Origin of the sequence: Mediterraneibacter torques (assembly GCF_044591705.1) — a bacterium.
GTDB classification, from domain to species: Bacteria; Bacillota; Clostridia; order Lachnospirales; family Lachnospiraceae; genus Mediterraneibacter; species Mediterraneibacter torques.
The window spans coordinates 559,571-583,532 of sequence record NZ_CP172594.1 but is presented as its reverse complement, the minus strand read 5'-3'; the positions used below and the strand labels follow the sequence as shown (position 1 = coordinate 583,532).

The 23,962-nt window shown below is 37.4% G+C and carries 21 protein-coding genes; 4 read left to right on the top strand and 17 right to left on the bottom strand.

The genetic code is table 11. The features are described from left to right. The first annotated feature begins 44 nt into the window (after nt 1-44). The 4 genes from ACH9UM_RS02570 to ACH9UM_RS02555 all read left to right on the top strand — a co-directional run bounded on the left by ACH9UM_RS02570 (nt 45) and on the right by ACH9UM_RS02555 (nt 3,379). Complete coding sequence (locus tag ACH9UM_RS02570) at nt 45-128, top strand: putative holin-like toxin (RefSeq protein WP_238095111.1); 84 nt, start codon at nt 45-47, stop codon at nt 126-128. A gap of 169 nt (nt 129-297) precedes the next feature. Further along, nucleotides 298-1,191 carry a DNA damage-inducible protein D gene (dinD, locus tag ACH9UM_RS02565; RefSeq protein WP_009242811.1) on the top strand — a complete coding sequence of 298 codons (894 nt, stop codon included), beginning with the start codon at nt 298-300 and terminating at the stop codon, nt 1,189-1,191. Between the two features lie 213 nt (nt 1,192-1,404). After that, nucleotides 1,405-2,937: a recombinase family protein gene (locus tag ACH9UM_RS02560; protein WP_400091857.1), complete on the top strand. Its 1,533-nt coding sequence runs from the start codon at nt 1,405-1,407 to the stop codon at nt 2,935-2,937. Beyond that, complete coding sequence (locus ACH9UM_RS02555; protein ID WP_009321308.1) at nt 2,912-3,379, top strand: manganese catalase family protein; 468 nt, start codon at nt 2,912-2,914, stop codon at nt 3,377-3,379. Before ACH9UM_RS02560 ends, ACH9UM_RS02555 begins: the two co-directional genes overlap by 26 nt. 105 nt (nt 3,380-3,484) lie before the next feature. On the opposite strand, the gene ACH9UM_RS02550 is transcribed toward ACH9UM_RS02555, so the two are convergent. The 17 genes from ACH9UM_RS02550 to ACH9UM_RS02470 all read right to left on the bottom strand — a co-directional run bounded on the left by ACH9UM_RS02550 (nt 3,485) and on the right by ACH9UM_RS02470 (nt 23,915). Continuing rightward, nucleotides 3,485-4,846: a S1C family serine protease gene (locus tag ACH9UM_RS02550; protein ID WP_004846541.1), complete on the bottom strand. Its 1,362-nt coding sequence runs from the start codon at nt 4,844-4,846 to the stop codon at nt 3,485-3,487. A gap of 162 nt (nt 4,847-5,008) precedes the next feature. After that, on the bottom strand, nt 5,009-6,553 hold the full coding sequence (locus tag ACH9UM_RS02545) for a hypothetical protein (protein ID WP_306543433.1): 1,545 nt from the start codon (nt 6,551-6,553) through the stop codon (nt 5,009-5,011). Nucleotides 6,554-6,601: 48 nt separating this feature from the next. Beyond that, the gene (locus tag ACH9UM_RS02540) at nt 6,602-8,086 is read right to left on the bottom strand and encodes an LCP family protein (RefSeq protein ID WP_278604213.1); all 1,485 of its coding nucleotides are present in this window, start codon (nt 8,084-8,086) and stop codon (nt 6,602-6,604) included. Between the two features lie 159 nt (nt 8,087-8,245). After that, nucleotides 8,246-9,532, bottom strand: coding sequence for a glycosyltransferase (locus ACH9UM_RS02535; RefSeq protein WP_004846548.1), 1,287 nt, complete (start codon nt 9,530-9,532; stop codon nt 8,246-8,248). Then, nucleotides 9,522-10,772, bottom strand: coding sequence for a glycosyltransferase (locus tag ACH9UM_RS02530; protein ID WP_129794899.1), 1,251 nt, complete (start codon nt 10,770-10,772; stop codon nt 9,522-9,524). Before ACH9UM_RS02530 ends, ACH9UM_RS02535 begins: the two co-directional genes overlap by 11 nt. After that, on the bottom strand, nt 10,747-11,490 hold the full coding sequence (locus tag ACH9UM_RS02525) for a WecB/TagA/CpsF family glycosyltransferase (RefSeq protein ID WP_129794900.1): 744 nt from the start codon (nt 11,488-11,490) through the stop codon (nt 10,747-10,749). The genes ACH9UM_RS02530 and ACH9UM_RS02525 overlap by 26 nt, the downstream gene beginning before the upstream one ends. Continuing rightward, nucleotides 11,490-12,836: a sugar transferase gene (locus ACH9UM_RS02520; RefSeq protein WP_009242816.1), complete on the bottom strand. Its 1,347-nt coding sequence runs from the start codon at nt 12,834-12,836 to the stop codon at nt 11,490-11,492. Before ACH9UM_RS02520 ends, ACH9UM_RS02525 begins: the two co-directional genes overlap by 1 nt. 174 nt (nt 12,837-13,010) lie before the next feature. Beyond that, the gene (locus ACH9UM_RS02515; RefSeq protein WP_004846556.1) at nt 13,011-13,406 is read right to left on the bottom strand and encodes a GtrA family protein; all 396 of its coding nucleotides are present in this window, start codon (nt 13,404-13,406) and stop codon (nt 13,011-13,013) included. Beyond that, the gene (locus ACH9UM_RS02510; protein WP_004846559.1) at nt 13,399-14,340 is read right to left on the bottom strand and encodes a glycosyltransferase family 2 protein; all 942 of its coding nucleotides are present in this window, start codon (nt 14,338-14,340) and stop codon (nt 13,399-13,401) included. Before ACH9UM_RS02510 ends, ACH9UM_RS02515 begins: the two co-directional genes overlap by 8 nt. Then, nucleotides 14,333-16,147 carry a DUF6020 family protein gene (locus tag ACH9UM_RS02505; protein WP_022003001.1) on the bottom strand — a complete coding sequence of 605 codons (1,815 nt, stop codon included), beginning with the start codon at nt 16,145-16,147 and terminating at the stop codon, nt 14,333-14,335. The genes ACH9UM_RS02510 and ACH9UM_RS02505 overlap by 8 nt, the downstream gene beginning before the upstream one ends. Nucleotides 16,148-16,164: 17 nt before the next feature. Beyond that, nucleotides 16,165-17,448 (bottom strand): NAD(P)/FAD-dependent oxidoreductase, encoded by a 1,284-nt coding sequence (locus ACH9UM_RS02500; RefSeq protein WP_022003000.1) that lies wholly within the window; start codon nt 17,446-17,448, stop codon nt 16,165-16,167. Between the two features lie 13 nt (nt 17,449-17,461). Next, the gene (gene wecB, locus ACH9UM_RS02495) at nt 17,462-18,580 is read right to left on the bottom strand and encodes a non-hydrolyzing UDP-N-acetylglucosamine 2-epimerase (protein ID WP_009242817.1); all 1,119 of its coding nucleotides are present in this window, start codon (nt 18,578-18,580) and stop codon (nt 17,462-17,464) included. A gap of 24 nt (nt 18,581-18,604) precedes the next feature. After that, nucleotides 18,605-19,879 (bottom strand): glycosyltransferase family 1 protein, encoded by a 1,275-nt coding sequence (locus tag ACH9UM_RS02490; RefSeq protein ID WP_022002999.1) that lies wholly within the window; start codon nt 19,877-19,879, stop codon nt 18,605-18,607. Then, nucleotides 19,879-20,907, bottom strand: a complete 1,029-nt coding sequence (locus ACH9UM_RS02485; protein ID WP_009242819.1) for a glycosyltransferase family 2 protein — start codon at nt 20,905-20,907, stop codon at nt 19,879-19,881. The genes ACH9UM_RS02490 and ACH9UM_RS02485 overlap by 1 nt, the downstream gene beginning before the upstream one ends. Nucleotides 20,908-20,920: 13 nt before the next feature. After that, nucleotides 20,921-22,303 (bottom strand): polysaccharide pyruvyl transferase family protein, encoded by a 1,383-nt coding sequence (locus ACH9UM_RS02480; protein WP_022002998.1) that lies wholly within the window; start codon nt 22,301-22,303, stop codon nt 20,921-20,923. 36 nt (nt 22,304-22,339) lie between these two features. After that, nucleotides 22,340-23,095, bottom strand: a complete 756-nt coding sequence (locus tag ACH9UM_RS02475; RefSeq protein WP_004846571.1) for an ABC transporter ATP-binding protein — start codon at nt 23,093-23,095, stop codon at nt 22,340-22,342. Between the two features lie 16 nt (nt 23,096-23,111). Beyond that, nucleotides 23,112-23,915 carry an ABC transporter permease gene (locus ACH9UM_RS02470; RefSeq protein WP_004846573.1) on the bottom strand — a complete coding sequence of 268 codons (804 nt, stop codon included), beginning with the start codon at nt 23,913-23,915 and terminating at the stop codon, nt 23,112-23,114. Nucleotides 23,916-23,962: the final 47 nt, after the last annotated feature.

The window sequence follows — 23,962 nt, the reverse complement described above, 5'->3', positions numbered from 1 at the left end:
GCTTCCACCCATTCCGAGAATCCTGTGGAGGGGGGGTGGTAATTATGAGTACATATGAAGAACTCAGTTTGATCATAAGCATTGCGCTTTTGGTTGTAGCCATTCTGAATTATACGCATAAAAAATAGCCGTCCTGCCCTGACAAAGCTGACGACTATTTCTTATAGTTTTTTAAGTTGCACCGGAGCGGGTGAGATGCAGTCACCTTCCGGCTATCCTGTTAAGTACATTATAGCAAATGTACCATAAATGTCAACTATCTAGATTTTCCAAATAGTTAGAAAGAGGGTGTGATAAATGGATGATTTTGAAAACAAATTAACCGAATTACATGATCGTGTTCTTAGTAAGGCTCTTACCGAGGATGAACAGAACAGCTATACCGAATCTTTATTTGAATCCATTAAACATATCAATGAATATGGAGAGGAGTTTTGGTACGCAAGAGAACTTCAGCGTGCTCTAGAATATACTGAGTGGCGCAACTTTTCTAGAGTTATTGATAGAGCTGTAACCGCTTGTGAAAATAGCGGAAATGATGTCTTTCATCATTTTGTTGAAGTCAACAAAACGATAGATATGCCTAAATCTGCAACAAAAGAAATTACAGATTACGCACTCTCCCGCTATGCATGTTATTTAATTGTACAGAATGGCGATTCCCGGAAAAAGGTGATTGCTCTCGGTCAGACATACTTCGCCGTAAAGACAAGACAACAAGAATTAATAGATAATTTTAACGAATTAAATGAAGACCAAAAGAGATTAGCTATCAGACGTGAAATGGCAGAGCATAATAAATTATTAGTAGAAGCCGCAAAAAATGCAGGAGTTGAAACAAACCTTGATTACGCTATCTTTCAAAATTATGGGTATCGTGGTTTATACGGTGGTATGGATGCAAAGGCTATCCATCACCATAAGGGATTGAAACCATCTCAAAAAATCCTTGACCATATGGGATATGAAGAACTTGCCGCTAATTTATTTCGCGCCACACAAACAGAGGCTAAAATTAAACGTGATAATATACAAGGGAAAGAAAATGCCAACCAGACGCACTATAACGTCGGTAAAGAAGTTCGTGATACTATTTCACGATTAGGGGGAACGATGCCAGAGGATCTCCCCACCCCAACTAAAAGCATTAAGCAGATCGAACGCGAGCAAAAGAAACTGGAAGATAGATAGAAAAACCGCCCCTGCGTCAACAGGAGCGGTCAACACGCCCTCTCCGCACAGCAGAGATAGGACGGCTTAACTATAACATCTCCGGAGATGCTACAGCATTCCAACCAAAAAATATTGTATCATCTTCGGTCAGCTATCGCAATCAGAACATCTGTTTTTGATAGCTGTTATTTTTATACCTTTTTACATATAATTACATAGGAGTGTGATGCAATGTCTTATTTTATTTATGCTCGTAAATCAAGGAAGGATGCTGATCTCGAAGCGTTGGGAATCGATGTGCTCGAGCGCCATATCACCACTTTGCTGGAGCTTGCCAAAACGCTGTCGCTTCCGATCGGGGCAATTTATCGCGAAGTCGTCTCCGGCGACAGTATTGATTCCCGCCCGGTGATGTCTCAAGTGATGGCCGAAGTAGAGTCTTGTATGTGGGACGGATGTCTTGTTATGGACGTTGACCGCCTCGCCCGCGGAGATACGATCGATCAAGGGCGGGTACAGCGTGCATTTTTCTACTCAAACACAAAGATCGTTACTCCTAACAAGACGTATGATCCGGCAAACGAGTACGATAACGAATACTTTGAATTTAGTCTGTTTATGAGTCGCAGAGAATACGCAACAATTAAGCGCAGGATGCAGCGTGGCAGAGAACGAAGCAGCTCTGACGGATATTATGTCGGAAATATACCGCCCTACGGATGGCGTCGCGTTATCGCTCCTGATGGTAAGCACTTCTCTCTTGCTCCCGATCCAACCGAATCCCCCGTGCTCGATCTGATGTATGATCTATGCGGCAATAAACAATACGGTTATCAAAAAGCATGTACTCATATGGCCGAAATGGGAATTTTATCAAGAAGCGGACGCCCGTTTACGCCGTCCACGCTAAAAGGAATTATATCTAATCCGGCAAATATCGGAAAAGTTCGCTGGGGACATCGGAAAACGGTTCGTACGGTCAAAGATGGGAAAATTTCTCGTTCTCGCCCGCACTCGTCAGATTATATTCTTGCCGATGCAGTTTGGCCGCCCCGGATCAGCGCGGACCTTTTCCAGCGTGCCAACCAGCCAAAAGGGGGCTGCTCCGCTCCGGTGCGTGATGACAGACCGATTCAGAATATTTTTGCCGGTCTTGTCCGGTGTTCCCAGTGTGGCCGGCTGATGGTTCGTAAAAAAGCGCATACTAAAACGCCTTATGACATTCTGATTTGTCAATATACTGAATGCCCTACAGTCGGTATCCGAATTGATGAGTTAGAGCTCGCCTTGTTGGAATGGCTGCGGAATTACATAGATAAATACGAGCTCACTGACGCGTTGCCCGAAGACGTGGAGAACGTCGCTGCAAAAGAAGCGATTGTTAAGAATTTTGAAAAAGAACATGAAACACTTTTAAAGCAACGTGAATCCCTTTTTGATTTTCTCGAGCAGGGTATCTATACGAAGGAAATTTTTATCGAGCGGTCAAACGCTCTTGAGCGACGCGTAAAAGAATGTATGGAGCACATTATCTCCGCGCAGAACGACCTTCACGCCACACTCGCACTACAGGCAAACCGTAAAAATTTCGTTCCGCGCTGTAAGAATTTGCTCGGCGAATGGGGTAGACTTACAATTCCCGAAAAGAACAGCGCTTTAAAGGTTTTAATTGAAAAAATCATGTTCACAAAGACAAAACGAAACAAAAAGGGGCAGGATCGTTCTGATTTTGAAATTGATGTGTTTCCAAAAGTGCCGAAATAGCGGCGTTTTTCATTCGTTGCATCTTCTACGAGCGAAAGAACTCGCTCACATGGAAATGGTATGCGCCATCGTTTATCAGCTCACCAAGGACCTTTCTCCGGAGGAAATCGAACGCTCCGGATTTGCTCCTTATTATGTAGATCACACACTTGCCCTCTGGCCACAGGCAGCAAGCGGCGCCCCATGGACAGCAACTTATTTCCAATCAAAAGGAGATCCCATCACCGATCTTCATGAAGATCTTGCGGCAGAGCAGAAAGCGCGTACAACGTACGATAATATTCTTCGTCTCGTAAAAGATCCTGAAGTATGCGATCCGATCCGTTTCTTAAGACAACGTGAAATCGTCCACTACCAACGTTTCGGTGAAAGTTTACGCATTGTACAGGAAAAACTCGACAGCAAAAACTTCTATGCTGTCAATCCCGAGTTTGATAAATAATCACTGCAACACAAACTTCCCCTCCCGTTTCAGAGTTTTCTCTCTCCGGGAGGGGAAATAATTTTTCATTTATATATTTTCAGAAAAAGGATTTCTCTTTCACACTTACTGCAGCGTCACTTCTATAGTCTGCTCTTTATACTCTCCGTTTGTCTGAGGAATCTGGATTTTTAACGTCACAGTTGTACCTTTCTCATAGTATTGCAGCTGCTCCTGAAGAGCCTCCATGCTGTCTACTGTTATGTCATCAATAGCTGTGATAATGCACCCTTTTGTCATTCCTGCTTTTTCTGCACCGCCGCCTTTTGCAATTTCTGTTACATATACTCCTGCCGGCATCTCAATCTGCTGTGAAAAGGCATCCGAAACACTGATTCCGGTTATGCCGATAAGGCCTCTTTTATCTTCCGCAACTTTTGTTTTTGTTTCTCTGTTCATAAGGTTTTCAATCAAATCACCGACATCACTGATCGGAATTGCATATCCGATTCCTTCCACACTGTCACCTACAAGTTTTGAAGAATTAATGCCGATCACTTCCCCATTTACATTGACAAGAGCGCCTCCGCTGTTTCCTTCGTTGATCGCCGCATCCGTCTGGATCAATTTCACACCGCTTTCCTGTGTATCTCCAGTCTCTTCATTTGTCATAGAAACAGAACGGTTCAATGCACTGATAACGCCTGTTGTCACAGACTGTCCGTATCCAAGTGCATTTCCGATGGCGATCGCAGGTTCGCCGACTTTCAGGCTCGTGGAATCACCCAGAGTGGCAACTGAGATTGCATCCAGTGTATCATCCGAAATATTCTCAATAGGCACTGCAATAACTGCAACATCATACTGGGCATCTGTACCCTTAATGTTTGCTTCTACAGTTGATTCATCCGTAAAGGCAACTGTAAGAGTATCGCTTCCCGCAACAACATGATTGTTCGTCACGATCAATAACTCTGTGTCTGTTTTTCCGATAATAATTCCGGTACCTGCGCCTTTTGACTGCTGTTCATAAGTTCCGCCGAAAAAGCTGCGGACTTCTTCTACCGACATACTTGTGATAGAAACGATAGACGGCATCACCTGATCCACAACTTCAGATACATCAGATGTCACTACGCTGGATGATTTTGAAAGAGGAGTCCCTTTACTTACCTTATCAGAAGATGCGGTTGTAGATTTTGAAGAGTCAAGCAACCCAAACACCCGGTTTCCAACCACCGTTGTTGTAAGGAAAATCCCACTTGAAACAACACCGAATAAAATAGCAAAACCTACGACTGCAACCGTCCGCATCAAATTCTTATGCGGCTTTTTTTCCTTTTTCAAATGATCGCCGCCCGGCTGCCACTGTGGGGTATTTCCCTTTTGTTCTCCGTTTTGGCTGCCTTCGCTCTGAGAATTCATTCTCTGCCGATCTTCGTTATTTGAATTTTCATTTGGATTATAATAATTATATTGATTGTCCATAACACTACCCGCTTTCTTTCTTTTTTTCTATGGTCTTATCATAGCGGATTAATGTGATGAATTTGTGTTTATTCATTTAACAAATATTGAATTGAAAACACAAAAAAAGACCGGACTTAGAAAATGATTGAAAATTTCATCTTTTCTATCCGGTCTTTCATTTTATAAATCTACAAAATCAATATCAAAGCCATCTTTTTTTGAAGATGTTCTATTGCTTCTGCCTACTGCCTGTTTTTCCTCAGGCTCATCAAACGCTTCATCGTCGTATTCATTCTCATAATCGTCATCATATCCGACTTCAAAATCATCGTCAAACCCATATTCGTCCGACTCGTCGTCCAGATAACCTTCTTCCTCATAGTCATCGTCGTACTCGTCGTCATATTCATCTTCATACTCGTCGGCATATTCATCTTCATATTCATCCGAATACTCAGCATACTCTTCTGACTCATCCGATTCATCATCAAAGTCATCATCGTAATCATCTTTTGCTTTTCCTTTTTTAGCGGACTTTGCACTCAACTTTTTCTCTTCTTCCTCGAATGGAATGTCGTACTCATCATACAGATCATCTAATTCCTGATTTCGATGGACAAGTTTTACCGCAAATACGATTGCCAAAATCAAGAGAAGCAAAAACAATGCTGCCGCCGCTACAAGAACAACCATTGTATTTTCCGCTACAAATTCGCCCAGCTTCGCAACTATGCCGCTCTCACTGTCTTTCTTTTCCGTCTCCTCTTTCGGAGCCTCAAAATACTGATATGTTCCGTCTTCTGTATCGTACTGATAGAAAGATTTTTCACCTGTCCTTGTATTCAATGCATAAATAACATAATATCTGGAATTGGACGGATCAGACCATGCCGGGAAGTTTTCTTCCTGAACTGTCATGTCCACTTCCTGATAACTGCTCGGAAGTTTTGCCGACTTCGGTGCATCAACAACGATCAAAGATGTTGTATCCGATATTGCAATTTGTGCGAAAGGAGCAAATGTTGCATCCTCTGTATTAAACAGGAAAAATTTTCCTTTTCCTGCGTCATCCATTAAAAATCCAAGATAAACTCCCGCGTCATTTGCTACAAATTTTCTCTCTTCTCCGTTAAATGTCATCTTTGTCTCAGAATAACCTTCCGGAATATCTGTTGTCGTAAACGCCTCCGAAAAATGATAATCATTTCCGTCTACAGTCACAACAATATCTGTACTTTCACCTGCCGGTGAATTAGGAGCCGATGTCGGTTCTACACTTGTTGTTCCATCGTCTGCCGCTGCAATCGAAATTGCGGAAGATCCATTGTTCAAATTTAATGTATCTCCGGAAGAAATCGTAGCTGAGCTGCTGCTTACAGAAATCTGCGTATTCGCAACCGTAAGAGCTCTGAAAACTACCGCCGTTCTCAGCTCTGTTCCGCCGCCTGTACCTTTATAAGTCAGCGTACCCGCACCGTCTGCCGTAAATCCATCGCCGCTGACAAATTCAAGCGCCTTCGGATCATAACTCATTGTAACATCCACACTTCCGATCGTACCGCCTGAACTTTGAACAACAAAATCAACGCTCACATTCTCTCCGACTTTCGTTGACGGATCAGAAAACATCAATACGCCATCCGCCGCAAATACCACCGTACTCAACACCGGAATCATCAAACATACCGCAATAATAATGCTTGCAAATTTCTTTAATACTTTCATATACTTAACCTCTTTCTGTTTTTTATCTTCCCCTGTTCCGGTTGGATATTATTGAACTGTACCTTCCGGAGGTGCTTCGGTCTGTCCGCCGCCGCTGTCTGTTCCGCCATCCGGCACAACCGGAGGTTCTACAGTTGTACCGCCTGTATTATCCCCGGTACTGCCATTTCCTCCGACACCGCCTGTTTCTCCCGAATTTCCGGTATTACCACTGTTTCCGCTCATGCTTCCGTCATCATAATTTCCGCCGGTGTTTCCGCCTTCGTAATTACTGCTGTTATCGGTATATCCACTGTCATTATAAGATTCACCGCTATCATATGACGACTGCGATCCTGTTCCCGAAGACTTCTTTGCACTTGCAGTATACGAAATATTAGAACCGACCGTCTGCACTGTAGACGATGGAACATATCCTGTAATGCCAAACAGGAATTCATGAAGCTTTGTTACATTCGATACAAGATTATCCGGCACGACAACGCTTCCGATCTCTGAAAGCATATCTGTATACTTATCTTCCGGGAATCCCATATTTCCTACCAGTTTATATTCACTGTAAGCTGAAGCATATTTCAAAATCTCCGGCAGCGTAAAACTTGTTGAAACTTGCGGGAACACTTTATCGATGATCTTGTTTAACGTTCCGATATCCGCTCCCTTCGCCTTTTCAAACATTTTTTCTATTACAAGGCGCTGACGCTCCGTACGAGTAAAATCTCCGCCTGCCGTAGAACGAATTCTGGCATAAGTTGTCGCCTGCGTTCCGTCTAATTTCTGAAGGCCTGCACTTTGAAGAAGATTTGCCGCCTTTCCCGCCGAATTTGCCGTTTCAGGAATATATTGATTAATATACGGAAGTTCTTCCTCTGTAACTTCAATCTCTATGCCGCCCAACAGATCTACCGCATCTGCGATCGCGCCAAAATCAACCGTCACATAATCCTGAATATCAAGATCAAGATTCATGTTCAACATATTGATAGCAAGTACGGGACCTCCGTAGCTATATGCCGCATTACACTTCTGATAAGTTCCTTCTGAAAGATCAAGCAGCGTGTCTCTGTACACTGACACCATCTTGATTTCCTTTGTCTTATTATTCAAGCTTGCAACGATAATACAATCCGTACGATTTCCTTCTCCCAAGTCACCGTCTCTTGAATCCACGCCAAACAGCGCAACATTCGTATAACCGTCTCCAAGATCTACATTTTTATTTTTCTTCACTTCTTCATTGATAATGATGTCGTCCGCTTTAATTGATTTCGTATCAATCTTACTCCACTTCGCATAAACATACATTAATCCGAATGCTAAAAGCGCTGCGATGAAAGCTCCTACGCAGATTAATGCGATCTGCCATGGCTTCATCTTATGAACACGTCTCTTTTTGCGCTTCTTTCCTTTTCCTGAAGCGGAAAAATCTTTCCTGCGGGTAACCGGTTTCTTTGGCTTAGTTGACGTCTCTTTTCCCCTGTGCATTGCTTGCCTTCTGCGGGATGAATTACGCTTCACCTTGTTCTTTGACATATTTTCTCACCTATTTTAGTATATACTTAATCTACATCATACCATGATACAACAAATCTCTACATTATTCAATCATTTCCCCTGAAAAGATTAAATAAAAATCCCCAAAGTTCCCCGGGGATTTTTATCTGCATATTGAGGCTATTTCGCACAATATACTTATTCATATTTTTTTAATTGTTCAAGAATCGTTCTCGCCTTTTCTTCCCATGTATTCTCTAAAGCCTCTTTATCCAATAACGCCTTATATGTTTCATCTGTTTTCAGCAATATTGCCTTATCTAACTGCTCTAAAAATTCTTTATGGTCATGTCCGATCAACACCGATTCATATTTCCTGCATTCGTCCATATCCGTTGTCACGATCGGTTTATTAAGCGCCATATACTCAAATAATTTAACCGGAGAAGTCGCTTTCGTAATGTCGTTGATCAAAAACGGAATCGTTAAAACATCCATACGGGCGGCATAATTCTGAAGGATCTCATATGGACGCGACCCGCAAAAATGAACGTTTTTCCATTGATCTGCTCCCGATTTATCATAAGAATCATCATATTTGATTCCAAAAAGTACAACTTGATATTTATTTTCCTGATCAATTTTTTTCAACAGATCATAATCAAACCATTTTGCCAGCGCCCCATAATATCCGATAACCGGCTGCCCCTTTTTCAAGATAGACTCAAACTCTTCATCACACTTAAAATTCGGATCGCACCCATCATGAAAGTGAGCATAATCCACGCCATTACTTGAAAAAGCAAGCCGAACATCTCCTCGCTTTTCAATGACATCTTTCTTCAGCGCCTCGGCAGTTACAACAACAAAAATATTTTTATCTGTCATAGCCAGATCATACTTTTCTTTTACGTTCACGGGAAGTTCGTCTGTTCCCGCAAGATGCGGATTCAGGTCGTCAATATACTCATAAACGATTTTATATCCCTGCTGCATATACTCTTTAATCTTTGCCGCAGGCAAAGTCCAGTCTGTTGAATAGAACTGAACATATTTCGGAGCTTTGCATTTTTCAAGTTCCTGAAAAAGCAGCTTTGAAAATGCTGTATTCGCATAGTTGACCAGATATAAATTATCCGCCTGTTTTTTGATCCGCTTCACATCATCCGTAAAACGTGTCACTTCATAAAAGACAAGCGTTCTTTGCTTCGCAAAATTGCTGAAAATATGCTGAGGTCTTTGGTACAAAGGCACATCCCATCCAAATGAACTTCTCCAGATCACAATCCGATCGTAAGAATTTTTTGAAAGAATCCGGTCGATTCCCTCGATAAATTTCTTTTTATTAACAGCGACATAAATTCTTTCTTTTACAGAAAGCTTTACAAGATAATTAGAATAAATATATCCTGCCGCCTTTTTTATCGTTCCTGCCAACCCATATTTTTTTACAAGATTTTTCAATTTACTGATCTTATCTTTCATTTTTCTCCCATTCTCCCATATACGCTTTCAATTCTGCCGCTTTCACAGACCAGTCATTTTCCCACGCACACTTTTTCAGGAGCTCCTTCCGTTTTTCATCCTTGCAGTCGTCCTTACATTCTTCAACCAATGAAACAAATTCCTGTACATTTTGGGCGATTTTTACCGCAGTATATTTTAAACATTCCGGAAGCGCTGTTGAAACAACCGGTTTCTCCATCGCCATATATTCAAATAATTTAACAGGAGAAGTTGCTTTTGTAATATCATTGATCAAAAACGGGATAATGCATACATCCCAAAAATGTACATATCCTGCTAATGACTCATAAGGTTTTTTTCCAAAATACTTCACATTTTTATAATCAAGCAGCCCGCTCTTTTTCAGCGAATCATCATGCTCAATCCCGATCAGGATCAACTGGATCTTCTCATTATCTGCCAGTCTTTTCAAAAGATCATAGTCAACCCAAGCCGCCAATGCCCCGTAATATCCGACATGCAGCATATCTTCTTTAAGCCACTGTCTGTAGACTTGATCTTCCGTCACGCTCTCCGGTACAAACTTGTCACACTCTGCCCCATTGGAAATTTGAACGATCCTCGTCTTTTTATTATTCGACTTTGCCTCTTTATACAGTTTATCCGCAGTCGCTACAGTCAACACATTTTTTGCTCTTAACAAATATTGATGTCTCGATCGGATCTGCGCGATTTTTTTTCTTGAAATAAGTTCCTCATTAATATCATCTACATACTCATAAATAATCCGAAATCCAAGTTCTGAATATTGTTTTATTCTGCTTACCGGAACGGTATCAGTAGAATATACCATGACGTATTTCTTTTCTATCTGCTTCAATGCATTTAATAAATACTTCCTATAATAATACAGATCCAATACATATACATGACGCGCAATCGGCGTGATACGCCGTCTATCCTTAAAATCTATATCATAATACGAATTGTATAAAATGAGCGTCTCCTCATCCCCCATATTTCTAAGCATATGCTGAGGACGCTGCATCATTATGTTGTGATATCCAAAGTGATTCTCATAAATAACAATCCTGGAATAACCTCTTCTTAAAATCCGATCTATAAGCTCTTTCCTCACCCGAGTGATCGGCGGATTCCATAAGTCACGCTCTGTTTTCTTCCACTTCACGGCAATCATCTTGATTGTTCCGCATACACCCTTTTTTCTGATTTTATTTATGAGTTCTTTTCCCGCCATGACTTTCCTTTCTCAATTCAAACAAAAACTTCACATTGCTGTTCCAAAAACGTTTTATACGCTTCGGTTCTTTCGTAATCCTATACAGCCACTCCAAATTATGACGTATAAAAAATGAGGGAGCACGCTGTTTCTTACCGCTTAAAACATCAAAACTCCCACCGACGCCAATATAAATTCCTTTTCTGTCAGAACGGAAATATTTATGAATCAAAAGTTCCTGCTGAGGAGCGCCTAATGCGACAAACACCAAATCCGGATCAAGCTCCGTTATCTGCCGCATTACCTTTTCTTTATCCTCTACATATCCATCTGTATATCCGGAAATAATGACATTCTTGTACTCTTTCTCAATCCGTCTGACAAAAGAATCCAAAACCTCTCTTTTTGCTCCGAACAAATAAATCGAGCACTTTTTTTCATTTGCATATTTAAGCAGTTCCTCACACAATTCCACTCCCGGTATCCTTTCTTTAAAACGGAATCCCAACTGCTCTCCACCCTTTACAATGCCGATACCGTCTGCAGCAATCACTGTATTTTTATCCATAAGAACCCGATTCATCTCCGGCATCTTCTTTCCGAGCATAAAAATCTCCGGATTGGCTGTCACAACAAAACAGCCTTTCTTTTCATCAAGCCTTTTCTGCAAAAAATCTAAAAATCTATTTTTACTTCCTCTATACGTTTTTTCGTAATACGCTTTTATAGATGCCATCACTTCTTTTCCTCAAATCCTTCCGTACTCTCTTTTACAAAAAGTATTTTCCCCGTCATGATGATCAATTTCAAATCAAGCAAAATCGAATAATTCTGTATATACATCAGGTCTAACTTCAGCTTATCATACGCTGTCGTATTATATTTTCCATAAATCTGGGCATATCCCGTAAGTCCGCCCTTCACTTTCAACCGATAAGAAAATTCAGGCACTTCTGCCGTATACTGTTCTACATGTTCCACTCTCTCCGGACGAGGACCTACAACGCTCATATCTCCTTTTAAAATATCGATAAACTGCGGCAATTCATCAATTCTGGTCTTTCTTATAAATTTCCCGACAGGGGTGATCCTTTCGTCATCTTCTTTTGCCGGTATGACTTCCCCCTCTTTTTCCGCATCTACGATCATACTTCGGAATTTATGAATTTCAAATACTTTTCCCCCGATCGTACATCTTTTCTGCCTGAAAAAGACAGGACCTCCATCATACAATTTGATCGCGATTCCGGTAATAAGCATAATTGGAGATGTTATCACCAGCATAAAAACAGAAATAATAATATCCAATGTTCTCTTTACAAACTTTTGTTCAAAAGTAAACCCATTATTACGCGACAGCAATAATGGAGTGTCAAAAAAATGAATATTTTCGGAGCTGCGAATAATAATGTCCGAAATTTTCGGTGTAATATACGACCTGATCCCTTCTGCATAACAAAACTTTACTAATTTATTACGCAAAGGAGAATGTATATCACAGAGAAATACCGCGTCAAACTTCTTCATTTCTTCTGTGATACGATCCCAGCCTTCTTCTACATTCATGGATTCTTTTATATTATATCGATCTTTTCTTGAATTTACTTTTCTCAAAAAGGATGTCGGATCGTATTCTTCATATAACAGTAGAATATCTCTGGGCGGAAATAGTTTTCTGAAAATCCAATTTACAACTAATGTCCACACTAAAATAACCCCGACATCAATAAATGTCAGAACGATCATAGCTTCAACAGGAATGAATTTCGCCGACAAAAGAACTGTCTCCAAATAAATCAGCACATTTGATGCCAACAAAGCAAGCGTCTGCGACAACATTAAACTGCTGCTTTTTAAATATCCGATCTTCATTCCGCCTAAAATATAAGAAAAAACCGTAAAAAAGAACGCGTAAAACGCAGCCATCATCAGATAGCCTTTATAATAAAACGGAAAAACAATTCCATCGTTATAGTTTTCATCCCATATATGAATGAAAAAGAATATCAATATCGCCAATAATAATATATTAAATCCAAAACGTATCAGCCTCTTATACTGTTCCAGCTTCCCAGTATGCATCGCTATATACTCCTCTTTTCTTCTGCATTGTTCTATATCTGTTAGATTATAGTATATCTTGTACCTTTTTTCAAGGTTTCATCATTTTCTACATTTTTATTTAAGAAAAAAGACATCCTTCTTTAAGATGCCTTTTTATTCTATATATTTTTCACAAAATTCTGCAATTTAAAACTACTTTTTCTCGAGAAAAATCTTTCTTGTTATAAAGTTGTAGACCATAACGATCACAGTGGCAATGATCTTTGACAACATATAGTAAATATGCATCATGTCAACAAACAGCCACATAAACAACTGATTTATTCCCAAACCGATCACGCTTAACACAATAAACACAATAAATTCCTGTGTCTTATTCGCATCCTTTTTCGCATCAAATACCCATTTTACACTTAAAATGTAATTGTATATCACTGATGCCGTAAAAGAAATCATTCCCGAAATCAAATAATGAATCCCGCAAAATTCCGTCAGTAAAAACAATAATCCTGCATCAATAACAAAAGCTGTTCCGCCTACAAACCCGAATTTTATAATCTGGGAAAATAATTTCTTTGTATTACTCATGGGCTTTGTTTCCTTTTTCCATACTGATCATCTGCAGTTTAAACTCAAAGTCCTGACGATCTTTTTCCACGATCGTTGTCAAAATCAATCCTGCAAAGAAAGATTGAATCGCTGCCAGCGCAACAAATCCGCTGACGATCAATGTCGGGAAATTAGGTACTAATCCGGTCTTTAAATATGTCACAAAGACAGGAATGAATAAGATTGCCGCAATTAGAACCAGCAGCGCTGACAACATTCCGAAAAATCCTAACGGCTTATAGTTCTTATACAATCTGCCGATTGTCTTGAGCACTTTAAATCCATCGGAATAAGTATTCAGCTTTGATTCGCTTCCGTCAGGACGGTCGCGGTATTCAATGATTACATTTTCAACAAGCATGTTTTTATGCACAGCATGAATACTCATTTCTGTTTCAATCTCAAACCCCTTTGACAGAACCGGAAACGTCTTTACAAACTGATAGCTGAACGCCCTGTAGCCTGTCATAATATCACGAATATTGCTCTTAAACAGATGGTTAATTGTTCCTCTTACAAGGCTATTTCCGAAATTATGAAACGGACGTTTGTTTTCTTCAAAATAAGTGGATGACAAACGATCTCCTACTACCATATCCACATTTCTTTCCAATACTTTCGTAACCATTTCCCGTCCAAATTCTGCCGGATACGTATCATCGCCATCAATCATGATATAACATTCCGCATCTATTTCACGAAACATGCGACGGATTACATTTCCCTTTCCCTGCTGGTATTCATAACGAACAACAGCTCCTGCTTCTCTTGCGATTGCAGCCGTGTTATCCGAAGAATTGTTGTCGTACACATAAATTGTAGCTTCCGGCAACTCTTTTTTCCAATCTTCCACTACTTTTTTAATCGTCTGACTCTCATTATAACAAGGAATCAAAACTGCTATTTTATCCATTTTTTGTATTTTTCCTTTCTCTTTTCCATGATAACAACCCTTTTTGAGTAATTAAACTTAACATAAGCGGTAAGCACATAATCACAGGGTATGCATAACGAACGAGTGCTACAGGGGAGATCAACAACGTGAACCAGTATGCCCCCCAAAAGCCAAACACAAATAATTGCTTATAATTTTTTCTATAAAAACTAACACTTATTCCAAACAATAATACAATAAAATATGTGCCCGGAACAAAAAAGTTGGAAACTATCGGAATTTTTTTCCATACAGCACTTTGAAAAAACGGTCTCAACATTTCTTCATACTGCGGGAACAAACTCATTCGCTCTAAATAAATATAATCTCCTTTAAACAAATTTGGATCTGCCATATCAAATTCAGTATACGGATGAAACATTCTTTCATCCGGATATGATTTATTCGGATACCAAAACCCACAACTATTCTGCAAAAAAGCTTCTATATATTTTCTCGGACTTTTCAATCCAATACTTACATATAACTTTCCATATTTGGGCAGATCACTTTTCAAAACTTCTGAATTCAAATAATTCTTCGTTGCATCTGAAATCATCGGTCTATATTGATAATCCATAATATTTTTTTCCGGTATCAATTCCAATAGAGCTTCTTTTTCCTCATCCGTATACGCTTCCGGAGTTTCGACATACACTTTTGCCAACTGCTGGCATGGTATACTCATCATTTCACGAATGTTGCCGGATTTAACGCCTAGACTTGGAAGCAAAATATTCTGATATGATACATAGATTAACATTGATAACATAAACAAAATAATAGTTGCCTTTCTTCTCTCTTTAAAACAAAAAAAGCAAATCGGTATGAGCAAGATCAATGCATATAATCCATTATTCCGAAACATACACATTAATACTACATATAAAACAAACTTGACTAAATTCCACCGATTATCCCAAAATCCTGATGTGCGATCCGCCATCTCGATCAAACTTAAACTAACTAAAACAAAAAAACCTGCAAAGATACTGTCCTTTGTATCCCACACACTCATAATATAATGCAATGGGAAGCACAAATAAAAGCACATCGTAAACCAAAAAAGTCGATTATAACCTTTTTGCAACAAAAACCATGCAACTTTCATCGCCGCATATGCCAAAAACAATACCTGTAAAAGTGTAAATATCCCTAACCCAATTTCATAACTATGAAAAACAACATATCCGATTTTCATAAAACCGGACAATAATAATGAATGTAAAACCGGATGGTGGCCACTCACGTTCCCTGTAACCAAAAATTGCAATGTTTGATCTATTGAATCATAATCATAAATTCCCGGAAACATAGCAAGATAAGCAATGCCCCATATAACAATAATCGCTAAGAATATTTTCCATTTTGATATATTTTTCACACAAGATTCCGCAGCTTTAAATCTACAATCATCTAAAATGTAAACCAATAATACAAAAAGTGGAAATAAAAAAATTGCCAAACAGAGAACTTTTATCCATGTAATCCATAACCAATTAATTGCTCTTAAATACTCTATCTGAGCACCTATAATACAGATACATGCAAATAATAACGAAAGAATTCCTGCAAAAACCGCTTTCTTCTTTGTGATAACTTTACAGCAATAATACACTGAAAAAGCAGATGCCGCATAAATAAAATAATAGATTATATTATTTGCATAATTGGGAGATACATCCATTCCCGTTCCTATCTTAATATAATAAACGACACCGATCGTCCCCACAAAAGCCCATATTAAAGAAATTATTACACTTTGCTTTTTTAATTTTTCACTCATTATATCCTACTCCCGATTTAGCCCTGACACAAACTCATTGCTAAATCTCTGGCAGCAATCATGCAATCTTCCATTGAACAGTATGTCCACGCTCCATATCTGCCAATCGTATAGATTCCATTTTTTTCTTCTTCCGCTTTAAATTGCTGAACCATTTTCTCTGTCTCAGTATTGATATGCACGTAAGCCGGATCCATGATAATAGTCGAATGTTCTTCTAATTTTGTATCATCATCAATAATTCCCAACTTATGCAAATTTTCAAGAGTTAATTTTAACTGCATTTCTACATCTTGTTCTGTAATCTCATCTTCTTTTCCATATCCGATCTCAATATACATACTAAGTTTGTCTGCATCCAAAATATTATCGTAAAATCCAATTCTATAAAAATTTACTGCTTTATCCGGGATATACATCCAATGCTCTTCTGTGAATTTTGATTTTTTGTTGAACCCAAGATTAAATACGAGAACTTTATTATATGACAATCGGTTCTTCAAAGCAGAAAACTTTTCACCTTCAAAATATCCTAAAAAGTGATTTAACGGAGAAGTATTGATCAAATATTCATAATTTATTTTGCTGCCGTCATCCAATTGCGCAACTTTATGTTCATTATCAATTTTAACAACTTCATGTTCCATCAAAATTTTAGAACTATCCAATGCATCATACAGAATCTGGATAAAGGAACCCGCTCCGTTTTTTGGATAAAGAAAGCTATTGTTATATGAAGTGCTGTCTTTATTTGCTTTCATATTATCTATGATTGCCGGAATGTCTGCATACGGAAAAAATCTGCCCATTGCATCTTTATCCAATGTCTTTAAATCAACCGCATACAACTTTTCATTATATGGTTTTAAGAACTTTTCAACGATTGACTTTCCAAATTTCCCATAGAGCATATCCAAAAAGCTGTCATAATCTTCCTTTTCTTCTTTATGGAATAAATCATAGAGACAATCTATAAACTCTTCTTTCTCTAATTGATGAATATTTGTCTGAAACGGATAATCCACCAATTCTCCCTTATAAATAATTTTTGTATTTTTATCTTTATATTTAATATCTTCCGGATTCACGCTATCAAGAAATTTCTTTTTGAATTCATCTGTACTAAAATGGAAGAAATGCCCTGCATAATCCCAAACATAATCTTTCTTCTTAATAGTACGGCAATATCCACCCACTTCTTTTTCTTTTTCGATAATTAAATAATCACCGTCTGCGTAGTTTGCAAAAGTAAGTCCGGATATTCCAGCGCCAATAATCAAATATTTTACATTTCTATCCATCTGCTTTTCTCCTTTACTTCAAAAGATCACCAAATTTTTCTATAATCGCATCTGCGATACGTTCACTTGCATGCCCGTCTCCGTATGGATTACTTGCATGACTCATCGCATGATATGCTTCTTCATCTGTTAATAGTTTCTTTGCCTCTTGATAAATGACTTCTTCATCCGTACCTGTAAGTTTTAGCGTTCCTGCCTTTATTCCTTCAGGCCGCTCCGTTGTATCACGTAATACGAGAACCGGTTTTCCGAGAGACGGTGCCTCTTCCTGTATTCCTCCACTGTCTGTCATAATCAAATAACTTTTGTTTTGGAAATTATGAAAATCAAACACTTCCAATGGTTCAATCAAACGCACTTTATCACAATCTTGAAATACATCGTTAGCCACCTGTCTTACACGAGGATTCAGATGAATAGGATATACGACTTTCACATCATCAAATTCATCTACAAGTCTCTTAATCGCCCGGAAAATATGATACATCGGCTCCCCTAGATTCTCTCTTCTATGAGCAGTTAAAAGAATCATTCGGTTATCGCCCACCCACTCAAAAATCGGGTGCTGATAATTTTCATCAACAGTAGTTGCCATCGCATCAATGGCTGTATTTCCTGTAATATATATCTTAGACTTGTCTTTTCCTTCATTCAACAAGTTTTGAGCGCTCACCTCTGTCGGAGAAAAATGCATATCGGCGAGACATCCTACCATTTGACGATTCATTTCTTCAGGATATGGGGAATATTTATTCCATGTACGGAGTCCGGCCTCAACATGTCCGATTGCAATTTGACTATGAAACGCTGCCAATGCTCCTGCAAAAGTAGTTGTAGTATCACCATGAACTAATACGATATCCGGTTTTTCTTTTTCCAAAACTTCACTAATGCTTCCTAACACTCTCTGAACTACATCATTCAATGTCTGACCTTGTTTCATAATATCCAAATCATATTCCGGCTTAATTTGAAAAGTTTCCAAAACCTGATCCAACATCTGTCTATGCTGTGCCGTAACACATGTAATCTGTTCAATCTCTTCTCGCGACTGTAATTCTTTCACTAACGGTGCCATTTTAATTGCTTCCGGTCTCGTTCCAAAAACCGTCATCACTTTAATTTTTCTCATGTTGCTACCTCTCACCATCATAAGTTAATGTAAAATCTTATTTTCAACAAAATCATCAAATTTCTTTGCCACATTTACTGCATCATATTTTTTGCGGTTTTCTTCGTTTACTTCAATTTGATATCCTTCGTATAAAATCAAATATAAATAATTTTTGATCTCATCTACTGTATAGGAAACCGTAAGTCCATTCACATCGCGTACCACATCAGCCCCCGCTCCATCAAACATCGTAATTCCAAAAATCGGTCTGTCCGCGCCAATATAATCAGCTAATTTAGCAGCGAAGAAAATGTTCTCATCTAACACACCGCTCAAATTTGCATCAATATGAATCAGCCAGTCACTATTCTTCATAAGGGCTAAGCTCGTTTTATAGTCCACAGGTTTCTTGATCTGAACAATATCTAACAATTCATTATCTAAAAGATATACTTTTTCTTTTGCAGACATATTTCCATAAAAGAAAACTTCTAATTTCTCCGCCAAGTCCGAATGTTCTTTTTTCATACTAGCTATAGCTTTAAGAAACAAATGCGGCGTTCTGATATCATCAAGATGTCCAATATATACCATCCGTATCTTTCCACTATTTTCTGCATCAATCTCTTTATCATACAAAGAATAATCAAAACTATGCGGAAGAACGATTGCTTTCGCTTTTATAGCGTCTGAGTATTTGCCGGTCATATATTGCTTTTGATATGGATTATTCATAATAATATAATCAGATTTTGTTATAATGGCATCTTCTAATTCTTGCTCCTTTTTATACGGAATCTGCTCTTTTTTCATTCGTTTCTTCCATATCTCGTTCTTAATCATTCTCTTAGGTGATATAATTTCCCGAATTCCCATCGGTCTGATATATCTATTCTGTAATGAATACGGAGAAATCTTTTTTATAGTTTTTAATACAAAAGGATTATTTGCGATTGGATCTCCAAACGATGCAATCCACTTAATTTCCGGTTTAATTTCTTTTATTTTCAATCCGATCTCATGTGATTCCGGAGGCATGGAACGAGTCATAATAATGTCATACTCTTTTTTATGAGCGTTAAAATACTCTATTGTTTTGTTTTTCCATATCTCCAAAGTGTCTGCCTGAATTGGAATTTTCCGAACATTTTCGCATTCCGGCAGATATTCTTTATTTCCATATGACCAAGATGCATTACTTTCCTGCATACAAACATCATATTGCAATTTAGAATTTCTGAGAAGTTTATATGTCACTAATCCTTCTGATGAATTTATCGGCGGATAAAACCAACTTATAACTAATATTTTCTTCATTAGAATTTTCCTTTCAATCTTCTTGCCATTTTCATTGCAGTGTTCCATTTTCTACCATTCAATCTGACAAATTTAAACTTTGTCTTTCGATTATATCTTATATATGCCATACAATTTATCCGTTCATATAAAGCCTTATTCACCTTCAATAAATACTGATCAAAGTCCACTATTTCTTTATATGCTCTTGCATGATCCTTATCATATTCACAATAGATAGAATAATGTGTATTTAACGTATATGTGAGAATAATTTCTATATATTCTCTTTTATTTGACGACAACTTTGAAGAAATATGTGTATAATATTCTATCAGCCATTTTATCATTTTTTTATGGTGTTCTTGATTTCGGACAAAATTATCCATATTCATGCTTTGTTCTTTTCTTCCGATAAAATAACGATAAATATCCAGATGATAATACGTAAAAGTCTCAACTTTCGTCATAGGAACAACATTATACTGCATGTCTACATAAAATGTTTTTTCTAACATTTTAAGACCGGACGTTCTTAAAATTTCTGTCTTATACGTAGATGTTGCCATAACAAAATATTCACCTTCAAGAATTTTCAGATCAATATCATCAAAGCAATAACATTTTCTATCTTCTAAATTCTTATATACAAAATATTCCGATTTACTATTGTACGTATGTTCCTTTCGATAATCACACACAACTAAATCTGCATCTTCCGATTTTAATCTATTCACAAATTTCACAAAATCAGTAGAGTTAAACCAATCATCACTATCTAAAACTCGAAAATATTTTCCCTTTGCTTCCTTGATGCCTGCGTTTATTGTAGAGCCATGCCCTCCATTTTCTTTATCAATCAGTCTGACTGTCTCCGGATAACTATCCACATACTTTTGAATAATTTCAACGGAATGATCTTTTCCTCCGTCATTTACTACAAGTATTTCTATATCATCCATTATTTCAGAAACAATCAACGAATCTAAACATCTTTTTATATATTTTTCTGTATTATATACCGGAATTAATATTGTTAATGCTTTCATGCGTTCTTCAGGATTAAAAATCCATTTTCTCCTTTCTTTCTTTCTGTTTTTTTATAATCGACTGTACAATCTGAGTATATGATGTATTATCAAAATCTACCGAATTAATTACTACATCATTCTTAACCGGTAAGGCTTCAACGAGCTCCTCCACACTAAAAAACAAATCTTGTACGCACTCAAATTTCTCATATAAATCCATCATTTTATTATAATAGTGTGGGTGCTGTGTGTATAACAGCGAGAAAGTTCTGCAGCCATTCATGAGTCCCAGTAAAGCGCCATGATAACGCATACTGATAACCACGTCACATTCTCGTACTTTTTGACAAATATTTTCAAAACTATATGCCATAGATTCTATAGAAAAATTAAATTCACTTTTCTTTTCACAAAATTCATTATAAAATTTGTAATCGCAATCGTGATAATTATAAAACGGAATAAAATGAATTTCTGTTTTTTCTATATCGTACGTACTCTGAATATGTTCAACTAACTTTTCTAAAGATCCCAGTAAATCCGCCTGACAAATCCAAATGATTCCTATCTTATATTTTTCACCTTTTTCTTTCATTACCTTTGGATATTCATTTGTTAAAACAATATCATTTATCATAGTTATTTCGTGTCCGCAAGCAGACTCTATGAGTCTTTTACTGTACTTATCTCTCACGCTAAAATTAATACTTCCGTCAATAATTCTTTTTAACTTTTCCTGATACTCCTCATTGACTATTTTTTCATTTGTACTCAACCCGATGGCATGCACTTCCTTATTCTTTTCTATAAATGATAATGCCAATTCAATGAATATTTTCCCTAAATCATATTTAAAGCTTTCTTCTTGAAGATATCCGCTATCATCTAAAATTGCTCCACCTCCAAAAATAACACTATCAAATATATCGGCCAAATGATTAAAATCAAATTTTGTTTTAGGATAATGAATAATATTCATGCCGGGATAGCGAAAAGCATCTAAATTTTCATTGTCACACATCATCACATAAATGTCATTTTTAATGACATTCAGGTCTCTGTACAATTTTTGCAGCATCAATTCATCACCCAGATTAACCGCTCCATAAAAACCAACCAATAATACTTTCGGGGATTTATCAGATGGAACTTTAAAATACTCCAAATTCACATAATCATTAACTTTTCCTAATACTGCTCTTTCGGAAAACTGCTCAAATAATCGATCTGCACATTGTTCTGTAAATTGTTTCATCTGATCTACAGAAACAATCACTTTTTCAACTCTTTGCTCTAAATTTTTTTCTAAAAGTTCTTCTTTTTCAACTAACAAAGACTGTTTTTTATCAATCTCTAAAATTTTCCGATTAAGATATTTTAGTTTTTCTATCATGCCTTGCACTCTATCCAACATTTAATTCTCAATCCCCTTTTCTACATAAATGAGTAATCATTTTCCTATTTGACTCTCATAATATGCGGCACATACTTTTTCCGCTGTACCTACTTGAATTACTTTTCCATGTTCTAACCAAACCACTTTATCACACAAACTTTTAATAGATTCTATAGAATGCGATACATAAAGAACTGTTGTACCTCCTGAAATCAAACTCCGCATTTTATTTTCACTTTTTTTCTGGAAATTCAAATCTCCCACTGAAAGAATCTCGTCCACGATCAATATTTCAGGCTCTACAATCGTTGCAACTGAAAATGCCAAACGAGCAATCATTCCTGACGAGAAATTTCTTACAGGCACTTCTAAAAAGTCATGTAATTCAGAGAAATCTACGATTTCTTGATATTTGCTGTCAATAAAATCTTTTGAATATCCCATAACAGCACCGTTAAGATATATATTTTCCCGTGCATTTAAGTCAAGGTCAAAACCTGCCCCCAATTCAATCATCGGGCAAATATTTCCTCCTACGAGAACTTTTCCTTTTGTCGGCTTCATAACTCCGGCAACCACTTTTAAAAGTGTAGATTTCCCTGCTCCATTTGATCCGACAAATCCAACCACCTGACCTTTTTCCACTTTAAAACTAACATCTTGCAATGCCCAAAACTCATTTTCTTTTTTGTGCATTTTTCGTTTTTCTCTTGCACTTTTACTGAACAAATCTACTGCCATCTGTTTTAAAGAGTTATTTTTTTCAATTCCTAAATTAAAACGCATCGATACGTTTTGAACATCTATCATAACAGCCTCCTAGATCCTACATATAATAAATAAACTTATCCTGATTTTTCTTAAATACAATCATCCCAATAACTAATGTAATTAAACATGATGCTCCGCATATAATAAAGCTTTTTACTGACGGCATTTGATCATATAAAATAATCGTTCTCGCAAACGTAATGTAATGATACAACGGATTAAATTTCAACACTTGTTGTATCCATGGATCCAGCATATTAATGTCGTACATTATAGGCGTAAAATAAGTCAAGATTGTCAGTACAATTCCATAAATATAGAACATATCCCGTAAAAATACGGATATCGTGGATAAAATGAATCCAACCCCTACTGTAAAAAGCAATAAACACAAATATGAATAGGGCAAAAGAAGATGTAATGCCGTAATATGACATTTCGTTTCACCACTGCCCGACAACAAAATCACACCATATAAAGGAATTAATGTTAACAAAAAATTAATTCCCACAAATAAGCATTTTGACAAAGGGAAAATATATTTAGGAATATATATTTTGTTCAACAAAGAGAAATTTGCCACTACAGCACTCATGGATGAATTTGATGCTTCACTATAATAATTAAAAAATGTTAGTCCCGTCATTAAATAAACAAGATAGTTTACTCCCGGTACGGAAAACTTAAAGACATTAGAAAACACAGCAGCCATAACCGCCATCATCAAAACCGGATATAATAAACTCCATAAAACACCTAGTACAGAGCGCTTATATTTCACTTTGAAATCTCTGCTGACTAATTGTCTCAATAAAAATGAATACTTTTTAAAATTATCTATGATATTTTTAATATACATTCCTTTCACCTTTCCTTTTTCTACATTCTGTACTAGTATACGCTATC

Bases quoted from the DNA above. Each gene is read 5' to 3' on its own strand.
- ACH9UM_RS02570 (WP_238095111.1), top strand. From the start codon at position 45: ATGAGTACATATGAAGAACTCAGTTTGATCATAAGCATTGCGCTTTTG.
- dinD (WP_009242811.1), top strand. From the start codon at position 298: ATGGATGATTTTGAAAACAAATTAACCGAATTACATGATCGTGTTCTT.
- ACH9UM_RS02560 (WP_400091857.1), top strand. From the start codon at position 1,405: ATGTCTTATTTTATTTATGCTCGTAAATCAAGGAAGGATGCTGATCTC.
- ACH9UM_RS02555 (WP_009321308.1), top strand. From the start codon at position 2,912: ATGTGTTTCCAAAAGTGCCGAAATAGCGGCGTTTTTCATTCGTTGCAT.
- ACH9UM_RS02550 (WP_004846541.1), bottom strand. From the start codon at position 4,846: ATGGACAATCAATATAATTATTATAATCCAAATGAAAATTCAAATAAC.
- ACH9UM_RS02545 (WP_306543433.1), bottom strand. From the start codon at position 6,553: ATGAAAGTATTAAAGAAATTTGCAAGCATTATTATTGCGGTATGTTTG.
- ACH9UM_RS02540 (WP_278604213.1), bottom strand. From the start codon at position 8,086: ATGTCAAAGAACAAGGTGAAGCGTAATTCATCCCGCAGAAGGCAAGCA.
- ACH9UM_RS02535 (WP_004846548.1), bottom strand. From the start codon at position 9,532: ATGAAAGATAAGATCAGTAAATTGAAAAATCTTGTAAAAAAATATGGG.
- ACH9UM_RS02530 (WP_129794899.1), bottom strand. From the start codon at position 10,772: ATGGCGGGAAAAGAACTCATAAATAAAATCAGAAAAAAGGGTGTATGC.
- ACH9UM_RS02525 (WP_129794900.1), bottom strand. From the start codon at position 11,490: ATGGCATCTATAAAAGCGTATTACGAAAAAACGTATAGAGGAAGTAAA.
- ACH9UM_RS02520 (WP_009242816.1), bottom strand. From the start codon at position 12,836: ATGCATACTGGGAAGCTGGAACAGTATAAGAGGCTGATACGTTTTGGA.
- ACH9UM_RS02515 (WP_004846556.1), bottom strand. From the start codon at position 13,406: ATGAGTAATACAAAGAAATTATTTTCCCAGATTATAAAATTCGGGTTT.
- ACH9UM_RS02510 (WP_004846559.1), bottom strand. From the start codon at position 14,340: ATGGATAAAATAGCAGTTTTGATTCCTTGTTATAATGAGAGTCAGACG.
- ACH9UM_RS02505 (WP_022003001.1), bottom strand. From the start codon at position 16,147: ATGAGTGAAAAATTAAAAAAGCAAAGTGTAATAATTTCTTTAATATGG.
- ACH9UM_RS02500 (WP_022003000.1), bottom strand. From the start codon at position 17,448: ATGGATAGAAATGTAAAATATTTGATTATTGGCGCTGGAATATCCGGA.
- wecB (WP_009242817.1), bottom strand. From the start codon at position 18,580: ATGAGAAAAATTAAAGTGATGACGGTTTTTGGAACGAGACCGGAAGCA.
- ACH9UM_RS02490 (WP_022002999.1), bottom strand. From the start codon at position 19,879: ATGAAGAAAATATTAGTTATAAGTTGGTTTTATCCGCCGATAAATTCA.
- ACH9UM_RS02485 (WP_009242819.1), bottom strand. From the start codon at position 20,907: ATGAAAGCATTAACAATATTAATTCCGGTATATAATACAGAAAAATAT.
- ACH9UM_RS02480 (WP_022002998.1), bottom strand. From the start codon at position 22,303: ATGTTGGATAGAGTGCAAGGCATGATAGAAAAACTAAAATATCTTAAT.
- ACH9UM_RS02475 (WP_004846571.1), bottom strand. From the start codon at position 23,095: ATGATAGATGTTCAAAACGTATCGATGCGTTTTAATTTAGGAATTGAA.
- ACH9UM_RS02470 (WP_004846573.1), bottom strand. From the start codon at position 23,915: ATGTATATTAAAAATATCATAGATAATTTTAAAAAGTATTCATTTTTA.